10 protein-coding genes are annotated in these 7,772 nt (G+C 62.9%); 6 read left to right on the forward strand and 4 right to left on the reverse strand.

Features of this window, described 5'->3' with window-relative positions; translation table 11 throughout:
• On the reverse strand, positions 1-2,184 hold a 2,184-nt coding region (locus KBZ07_RS13085), incomplete at its 3' end, for an AAA family ATPase (protein ID WP_254932021.1).
• A gap of 128 nt (positions 2,185-2,312) precedes the next feature.
• Between KBZ07_RS13085 and KBZ07_RS13090 the strand changes: the two genes are divergently transcribed.
• Positions 2,313-2,864, forward strand: a complete 552-nt coding sequence (locus KBZ07_RS13090) for a LysR family transcriptional regulator (protein ID WP_254932022.1) — start codon at positions 2,313-2,315, stop codon at positions 2,862-2,864.
• Positions 2,865-3,043: 179 nt separating this feature from the next.
• Here the strand turns inward: KBZ07_RS13090 and KBZ07_RS13095 are convergent, their stop codons facing one another.
• Both KBZ07_RS13095 and KBZ07_RS13100 read right to left on the reverse strand, forming a co-directional pair.
• Positions 3,044-4,633 (reverse strand): ATP-binding protein, encoded by a 1,590-nt coding sequence (locus tag KBZ07_RS13095; RefSeq protein ID WP_254932023.1) that lies wholly within the window; start codon positions 4,631-4,633, stop codon positions 3,044-3,046.
• A 384-nt stretch (positions 4,634-5,017) separates the two neighbouring features.
• Positions 5,018-5,182 carry a phage integrase N-terminal SAM-like domain-containing protein gene (locus tag KBZ07_RS13100; RefSeq protein WP_254932024.1) on the reverse strand — a complete coding sequence of 55 codons (165 nt, stop codon included), beginning with the start codon at positions 5,180-5,182 and terminating at the stop codon, positions 5,018-5,020.
• A 132-nt stretch (positions 5,183-5,314) separates the two neighbouring features.
• Between KBZ07_RS13100 and KBZ07_RS13105 the strand changes: the two genes are divergently transcribed.
• The 5 genes from KBZ07_RS13105 to KBZ07_RS13125 all read left to right on the forward strand — a co-directional run bounded on the left by KBZ07_RS13105 (position 5,315) and on the right by KBZ07_RS13125 (position 7,447).
• Positions 5,315-5,647 (forward strand): hypothetical protein, encoded by a 333-nt coding sequence (locus tag KBZ07_RS13105; RefSeq protein WP_254932025.1) that lies wholly within the window; start codon positions 5,315-5,317, stop codon positions 5,645-5,647.
• Complete coding sequence (locus KBZ07_RS13110) at positions 5,647-6,039, forward strand: hypothetical protein (protein WP_254932026.1); 393 nt, start codon at positions 5,647-5,649, stop codon at positions 6,037-6,039. Before KBZ07_RS13105 ends, KBZ07_RS13110 begins: the two co-directional genes overlap by 1 nt.
• Complete coding sequence (locus KBZ07_RS13115; RefSeq protein WP_254932027.1) at positions 6,036-6,269, forward strand: hypothetical protein; 234 nt, start codon at positions 6,036-6,038, stop codon at positions 6,267-6,269. Before KBZ07_RS13110 ends, KBZ07_RS13115 begins: the two co-directional genes overlap by 4 nt.
• On the forward strand, positions 6,269-6,595 hold the full coding sequence (locus KBZ07_RS13120; protein WP_254932028.1) for a hypothetical protein: 327 nt from the start codon (positions 6,269-6,271) through the stop codon (positions 6,593-6,595). The genes KBZ07_RS13115 and KBZ07_RS13120 overlap by 1 nt, the downstream gene beginning before the upstream one ends.
• A 228-nt stretch (positions 6,596-6,823) precedes the next feature.
• Positions 6,824-7,447, forward strand: coding sequence for a hypothetical protein (locus KBZ07_RS13125; RefSeq protein WP_254932029.1), 624 nt, complete (start codon positions 6,824-6,826; stop codon positions 7,445-7,447).
• A 3-nt stretch (positions 7,448-7,450) separates the two neighbouring features.
• On the opposite strand, the gene KBZ07_RS13130 is transcribed toward KBZ07_RS13125, so the two are convergent.
• Positions 7,451-7,772 (reverse strand): hypothetical protein (locus KBZ07_RS13130; protein WP_254932030.1); only part of this gene is annotated, 322 nt, incomplete at its 5' end.

The following is a 7,772-nucleotide window of genomic DNA, read 5'->3' on the forward strand; positions in this document are numbered from 1 at the left end:
CCAGCGGAAGAGCCAGTTGCGAAGATCCCAGTCTCGTTCGAGAGTCCAACTGGGCAGGCGATACTCCACCGGGTATGGATGGCTGTCCCCAGCGGGATTGGGTAGGAGGATGCAGCGCGTTCCTGGGTCCTTGATGCCATCGCCAGGGATCGCGCTGGAGAAGGCAATGTGCTCAAGCGGTAAACGCCGCGGTGTCTCACGGATCAGACTGAACACTGCCGGGGTACAGGAAAAGCGCAAAACCTGGTAGGGCGGCTTGACAGTGCGGCCCAGCAACGGCCCCATCACCGCCAGTTGGTCCTCGATGGCCTCGCCGAAATAGACCCCACCGCAGACGTCCATCAGCCGCTCCAGTCGCTCCAGAGCCCAGGCGTGTTCCTGCTCGCTGCTGCGGCGAACGTTGCCATCCTCTTTAGTCAGCACCAGCCGATCCAGGCGCAGCACGCGGATCAGGCCGAGGCCGTCGTTGCGGCCGATCGCGACGGTCTCAAAAGCCAGATACCAGCTGATGTTGTGGAAAATCAGCTGCAGGGGCCAGGCACGAAAGCTGCCGTCATCGCCTTGTTTCCGGCGCTGTTCATCCACCACGTCAGGGGTATGGCGCAACCACACCCGGCGGCGGTCGCGGATCGCCCGCTCCACCCGGGGAGACAGCTCCAGGCTGGAGAGGGTGCCAGGCTTTTCTTCCGTGTATGAACGGTGCGCAAGGGCCCGCCTGGGCTGGCGTAGCCGGTCGGGGTTGCCATCAGCGCTGAGGATGCCAGCGCGTTGGAGCCGCTCCTCAAGGATGAGCAGCAGGGGCTTCTGCGACTGATCACTGAGGCGATCCTGAGAAGCCTTGAGCTGGGCGTGCACCTGCAGCAGTTGGTCGGCCGACAGCAGCGCCGTGCCGATCGCATAACCCTGGCGGCGACTGTGGGGTCGACCCTTCCCCTTCACGGTTGGCAGAAAGCCGTAGGGGGTGAGGACGTGTTCGATGTCGTAGCGGAGCGCCGCTTCCTGGTCGGGGCGATAGCTCCCCTCGATCTCTTGGAGGTTGTCGATCAGATGGCGGTAGAAGGGTCCGAATTCCGTGTTGGCCCGTCTGGCCCGGTTTGCCCTGGGGGGGGCAGGGGCGGATGGCTGCGGCTCCGATTGCTCCGATTCTGATGCTGCTTCTGGTGCATCGAAGGGATACTTGAGCACGTGGCGTAGCAGTGTGAACACCCGCCGGAACACCTCCGCACTCGCCAGGGCGGGGTGGCCGCCGTTAACAGTGCTGCCCTCTGGGGGGCCGGCGCTGCCGAGATCGATCGGCTGGTCGCTCTGCCAGTCGAGGCGGGTATAGCCATTGGCCTCAAGCCAGGCCAGGTCGGCGCGAATCGCCGCCACATCGCCGTAGCCGTCGCTGTTACCGCCGTGGACATCTTTCCAACTGACGAGATAGGCGGCTGCCCGCTCGGCCACATCGCCCTGGGGGGGTGGATTGCAGATCTTGAGCAGTTCGGGCGCCGTGCCGGGATCGCTGTCGTCAAGGCCGTTGAAGCTTGTGAGCAGGCGGAGCAGAAACAGCAGCCGCTCCAGATCCAGCAGACGTGAATATCGGTGCAGCTGGGGGGTAACGGCGCGCTGGCGGTTGAGAGCATTGCGGATGCGCCCATCCAGGGCTGCTAGGCGGCCGCGCAGATCGTCATCGCTGCCTTCTCCGGCACCGGGGTTGAGGGCCACGATCACCGCAAAGCCCTCGGCCCGATCTGGCCGAAAGAAGCGGTTGTCGAGGCTGGCGTGGAACTCCTCGATCACCGCCTCAGGCACAGGTCGATCACGCCGCAGCGCCCAGGCCTTGCATTGCTCAAGGGGTGTGGTGAGCCACCAGCCAATCCACTCGACCGGCTGGGGCAGCTGCAGCTGCTGGGTGTAAAGGAGCCGCCACGGCCGGCGGGCGTTGGTGGCATCGATGATCACCGGCCGACCGGCCGTCACCGCGGTCTGCAGGCGCTGCAGCAACACGGTGCGGACTTCATCCCAGGGGCCCTGGACGCCAGCATCGCCAAATAGCTCTGCTCGGATCACATCGGTGGAGAGCACCAGGCCAGGGCCACCATCGGCCTCCTGGAGCAGGGGCGCCAACTGGTGCGCCAATGTGGTTTTGCCACTGCCGGGCGGGCCAATCAGCAGGTGGCAGCGCAAGGGGGTGCCGGTCATGGATCCATCCTGCAGTGGGACTGGGGCTATTGCCATTCCCTACTGCGAATCACGGGCTGTCGTTCGCACGAGCTGGTCGCAATCCACGGCCCTGCTGCGAACACTGGTATGGCTGCTGCAGTTGATGGATGTCCGCCGATCTCCCCCGAAGCCCTTATCGGATCCCATCGGTGCTGAGGGATCTGGTGCTGGTAGACATGCTGGAACTCACTGGCAGCACCGTGGCTGCTGCCCAGCTGCTCAATGTGTCCCAGCCCAGTGTGAGCCGGCGCTATCGGCGCCTGGCCGCGGAGATGGGGCTGCAGCAACAGCGCAGCAGCAGCCCTGGGCGGCGCTTCTGCGATGCCGTCTGGATGCGCATGCTGCGGCAGGGCGTGAACCGTCACCGGCTGGCGTGCGGGGTGTTGAGAGTGGGTGGGCCTGCGGCGGCAGAACCGCTGGTTCGTAGTTGGATCTGGGCCGAGTGGGTGCCGTTGCCGGCCGAGAGCCTGAGCCATAGCAGCGCTCTCCTGGAGCTCGATCTGCTGGATGGGGTGGTGCTGGATCGCGATCAGATCAGCGCGTTGCAAACGAGCGATCTGAACGTGTTGCCTTTAGCAGAAGCTCAACAGCTGTGGCTGTGTTGCCGGCACGATCCGCTGGTGGAGGAGATTGCCCGAAGGACGTGCCGAAGCCAATAGGGGAGTGGAGAGTGAAGCGGCGATGCTTGCGGCCGGCATAGGCGCCAGCGCATCCCGGATGCCCACCCATGGAAGTAGTGGCTGAGCGCCTGTTTCGTCCAGGTCACCACAGCAATCCCTAAGAATGATGCTGTGGCGGTGGTCTGAAGCCAACAGACTCAATGAAGAATCCCTGATATTTATGCCCTTGCATCAGGCTCCAGACCCGAGAGCTGAAGCAGCGAAGGGAACCTGCTCTGGATTTCCAGACCTTGATGCAGCATCAAACTGGCGGCCACACCGGCCAGACGCTCCACCTCGGTGCGGAACTCATAGCCGTGGTGCATGTTCATGGCATGGGCCGCTTCATGGATGAGAATCTTCAATGACTCGGCCCCGAAAGGTGCCTGCCAGAAGCACGCCTGATCGAGCGCCAGGGTGAGCACGTTGCTGGAACTCCAGTGGGCATAGAGCTGCCTGGGAAGGCTGGGATTGAGGGTCAGCTTTCCCGTCACTGGGTCCTGGGTTTCATCGCAGCTGTTCACCAACTGCTGACAGAACCAGACCGCAAACGTCAGGCAGCTGGCCACATGCTGCACGCCGCCCTGTTGTTCAAGCCAACGGCCGCGCCCATCGGTCGCACGCAGCGCCTCGGCGATCGAGAAGCCCTTGGAGCCTGCCTGCTCCGCTTTTGAGGCTTCGTCGCAGCGCACCACCTCCTGGGCGGAGGGTACGTGCAACTTGAGGATCTCGCGGAAGCCGCCGCTGGCCTGGGCGGTGTTGATCACCTGCACGCCCAGCTCACGGGCGTCCTCATCGAAATGACGGGCACCCACACGCGGTACCGAGCGGGCGATGTTGCGACCGAAAGCCCGTTCGATGATCCGCTTCTGCACCTCCCCATCACAACGGCGGGCGGCAGCGCCCACCCAGTCCTCCTTGACAGTCGCCTCCCCCATGCCGTCCAGCAGGGTGGGCAAACAGGCCACATGCAGTTTCAGCGGATAGCCCGAGGCCACCGCATCGCGGTTGGGGTTCATCGGCACCCTCTGCTGGATGTCGCAGTGGAAGGGCACGCTCCACTCCAGGGCCGCCACCGGGATCCCCATCTCGTAGATCGTTGGTGATTCATTCGCAGCACAGGGCACCAGTTGGATGGTGGAGCGGCGATTCGGTTTCTTCCAGCTCTGGCTGCCGGTGTCGTAAACCTCGGTGGTGAGGCTGGTGTCGATTCGGTGCAGGGCCGGCCGTGGCTCAATCCGCTGGTCGTTGACCTCCAGGGCAATGCCTTCTGGCACCAGGAACCGGGCGAAATAGCGCTGCAGCTGCTCGCAGATCTCAGCAGACCAGGGCATCTGCATGCTTACACGCGTTCCGCTCAGCGGTGTAGCCAGCTGGCTTTGGCGTGTAACCCGCTCGCCGTTGTCGCGTAGAAACTCAAGCCGTTGGCTGCCGCTCACCACCTGCGCCTGCTGGGCGATGCAGAGGGCCTCCTTGAAGCCTCGGCCGAAACGCCCTCGCTTGCGATGGCTGTCGGTCTTGTGGGTCAGATACACCACGCGCAGATCGGCGAGGGCATCGATTCCGCTGCCGTTGTCCTCGCAGTCCACCGACAGGTGGTCCCCCCACTGGCGGAACTGCAGCCGAATCCTTCCAAGCTGGCCGTCAGCGAAGGAATCAAGGGCGTTCTGCACCAGCTCCTTGACCAGGTGCTCCGGAGGCCGTGCCGCGTTCATGGCAGCAAAACCGTCGGTGCTGATCGCCAGCCAGCCCTGGGTGTTGGTGCTCATCAATCCGATCCGGCGGGTTGGGCGCGTTGTGGGGATCAGTCTTCCGCGTCTAGGTAACTCATTGGGCTCAGGTCATGCGAATAACGGCTACGGGCATCGGTAGGGCCTCGATCACCAGGGGTAGTCCTGCAACACCCATTAGAGGGCCGAAAGCACGACGAGCAGATCGTGAAGCTCCACCGATCGCCCTCGCCCACCCCGTGGCGGATGGCCCATCCAGTTGCCGAAGCAGCGCACCTGATGGAGGCAGCTGAGGATCCAGAGCCACAGGGGTGACCTGATCTGTCACAAGCAGATGACTGAGCTCACTGAGATCCACTTCTGCTGCAACCTTGGGAAGCAGCCGGCCAAAACCCCTGAACAAACCCAGCTGCACGGCGGCAATTAGGTAGGCGGGCGCCTACGCAGTTGACATCGGGCACGCAGCTGGTGAAAGCGCAGGAAGCGCCGCAGCCAGCGCTCGTAGTTCTCGATGGTCCGCCGGGCGTAGTGACGTGATGCCAGGGCTTCCCGGTAAACCGCGATCAGGGAACGGGGGTGTGTCTCCATGGAGGCTGCCGTGCTGTCCTCAGCATTCCCACCGATTCCCGCATTCGTCCTTCGCAGGAGTCGGGATCTGGTTTGCGGTTTCAGCCGTCAGCTTGGGCTGGCCTCTCTGCCATGGCCCACCGGCCTGCTCCCATGAACCTCAGGACCATGCTCCCAGCAGCTGCTGCTGGTCTGTTGGTCGGCCTTATGGCCGCTCCTCTCGCCAGCCGCGCCAACGGCAATAGCGAGATCGCCCGCCGCAGCTGGATCAATACCCTCAACAGCGAGCTCAAGGCCGGCATCGACTACGACGCGGTCAAGGCCAATCCGCTCACCCTGGCCCTGTTCGGGGTGGCTGACGCCGCGTGCCTCAACCAGGCGGCCGCGCTGGCGTTGGCTAAGTCGATGCTGCCTGCAGCCGAGGCGCGCTATGCCGTGCAGCGCTTTGATGAGCGTTACTGCCTTGTCAAGCACCAGAACAGCTGATGAATCCCTGGCTCAAGCTGGTCGTGGCCCTGGCTGCCGCGGCTGGCTTTTCTCTCTTTGCAGCGGTGGCCTGGTTTGTCTGGCTGCTGCTCACCTCGCCATCAGAGGATGGCTTCGGGCAGGACCATCAGGAGCAGTGGGCCGTCGCCTCCTGCTGGCGCGACGTTCGCGACGGCAGTATTCGCGATACAGAACAGTGCAGTGAATACGCTCAGGCTCACCTTGAGTTTTTCACCGATCAACTTGCAGCTGACGCTGCAACCACCACCTGTAATCTCAGCCGTTCCCATCTGGCCTACGCGCGATCTTCTAGTCCTGGTTCAAAGCGACTGCTAGCCCAGTTGCAAGAGGAGGTGCAAGCTGATTGCAGTCATTCCGATATCTCACGATGAAACGCTTTATTCCACGCCTGCTTGTTGTGTACGGAGCATCGCTATCTGTACTGTTTGGGGTCGCTCTTATTCCTGATTATGCAGCCTTAATCAATGCAGTCGAGCAACGCCAGGAGCAGGCGGAGTTGCGGCACCGCATCAACGTCTTTGCAGAAGGCACCTGGTTTTTGCTAGCCAACCTGATTGCCGTAGGGGGGCTGATCATCGGCACCAGACCTCCGGAGCGCTGATGGGCTGTCTTCTTGCGATCCTGATGGTGCCGGTGAGCTTTGCGGCTCTGGCCACCATGGCCTTGTTGTTCTCTGCGATCCCTGATCCAAGCAGCCCGGTTACTGCCGCTAATGCCGCCAGGTTGAAAGCCGGGATGACCTACGGGCAGGTTGTTGAAATAGTTGGCAATCCTGTTCCACCGGGCTTTGACGGGGAGGATCAAGCCACGTTCTGTCGTGATGGCAGTGATACCTGCTCCTGGTCGCGCTGCCCGTTGTGTGACGCGCAGCTCTTTCTCACCTTTGATCGTGGGGTACTAGTCGCTAAGCGATCACAGGACCTCTGAGCGCCTGCTCCACAAGCGTCTTTGATCTGTCATTCGCACGAGGCTTGGACACAGGAGTACTCAAGACACATACCTTGTCTTTAGGAGTTCGCTGCGTTCATCCCGAGCACCGGCGCCAATCCTCCAGGGGATTGCCGGTCACCAACCTGCCGTCCGTTCCTGCTGGGCAAGGTGGTCAATCCTGGAACCCCAAGGGGTTGATGAGCAGGAACGCCACCCCGTTGCCCCATGTCCAGCACCTTTCGGCGCAGTAGCCACCTGTCCCGCTATCTCGCCGCCTTGCGCATGCAGCGCGGTCTCAAGCCCGGCCAATTGGCGGCCTGTCTTGACGCCAGCAACGTCTCCAAGGTGGGCAGCCTGATCAGAGCCTTCGAGCTCGGCGAGCCTCTGAGCGACCACTGGCTCCAAAAGCTAGTTGCTGAGCTCCAACCGGATCCAACCGAACTCCACCGCTGCCTGGAGCTGGATCAGGCCGAGGCAGCAGAGCAGCTGGAGCGCGACCGACTGGCCTGGGAAGTATGGGCCGACGAGCCGATCGAGCCATTCCTTTCTGTTCGCTACTCCCCAGGAGCGGGGATCGTGCGCAAGGTGCCCCGCGCCTTCTGCAACAGCCGAGGGCAGGCGGAAGGCTGGGCCGCCGATCAGCTGATGCGCTGTACGTACAGGGGCATCCTGACTTGGACCCGCCGCGAGCGCACCTGGTATGACCAGAGCGGGGTCAATCCAGATCGACGTCAAGTCACTTTCGAGGGGCGCACGGCCGTTGCCTGGATGCAGGTAAGTGGATCACAGCAGAAGTTCTTGATCGGGGTTGATTGTGATGTCAGAGCGCTGCCGCAGGCAACGGTCTGAGTTTCACCGCGGTAGCAGTCCAGAGGCGGCCCCGACGCCATAGGCCAGAAGTTGCACAGCGCTGAGGGCGATGGCCCATGTGGCCAGGGCCCGGCTGCCGCGGCGGCGCACCAGCGCCGTGATGGCAAGCACCACAGACGCCAGATAGACCCCCATCGAAAAGGGTGGGATGGCCCTGTAAACCGTGCCGATCAGGGTTGCGATGCCGGCCTGAAGTGTCGGTTGGGTAAGACCAAACCACAGACCCACCACAAGGGCAACGAGGTTGAGAAGCAATACGCCGAGGCTTAGTACCAGAGCGATCAGGGCACCTGCCCCTTTGCTG

Source organism: Cyanobium sp. BA20m-14 (assembly GCF_024346295.1).

What these genes read in the sequence shown, in the direction of transcription:
- KBZ07_RS13090 (WP_254932022.1), top strand. Translation starts at nt 2,313, where the DNA reads ATGTCCGCCGATCTCCCCCGAAGCCCTTATCGGATCCCATCGGTGCTG.
- KBZ07_RS13095 (WP_254932023.1), bottom strand. Translation starts at nt 4,633, where the DNA reads ATGAGCACCAACACCCAGGGCTGGCTGGCGATCAGCACCGACGGTTTT.
- KBZ07_RS13100 (WP_254932024.1), bottom strand. Translation starts at nt 5,182, where the DNA reads ATGGAGACACACCCCCGTTCCCTGATCGCGGTTTACCGGGAAGCCCTG.
- KBZ07_RS13105 (WP_254932025.1), top strand. Translation starts at nt 5,315, where the DNA reads ATGAACCTCAGGACCATGCTCCCAGCAGCTGCTGCTGGTCTGTTGGTC.
- KBZ07_RS13110 (WP_254932026.1), top strand. Translation starts at nt 5,647, where the DNA reads ATGAATCCCTGGCTCAAGCTGGTCGTGGCCCTGGCTGCCGCGGCTGGC.
- KBZ07_RS13115 (WP_254932027.1), top strand. Translation starts at nt 6,036, where the DNA reads ATGAAACGCTTTATTCCACGCCTGCTTGTTGTGTACGGAGCATCGCTA.
- KBZ07_RS13120 (WP_254932028.1), top strand. Translation starts at nt 6,269, where the DNA reads ATGGGCTGTCTTCTTGCGATCCTGATGGTGCCGGTGAGCTTTGCGGCT.
- KBZ07_RS13125 (WP_254932029.1), top strand. Translation starts at nt 6,824, where the DNA reads ATGTCCAGCACCTTTCGGCGCAGTAGCCACCTGTCCCGCTATCTCGCC.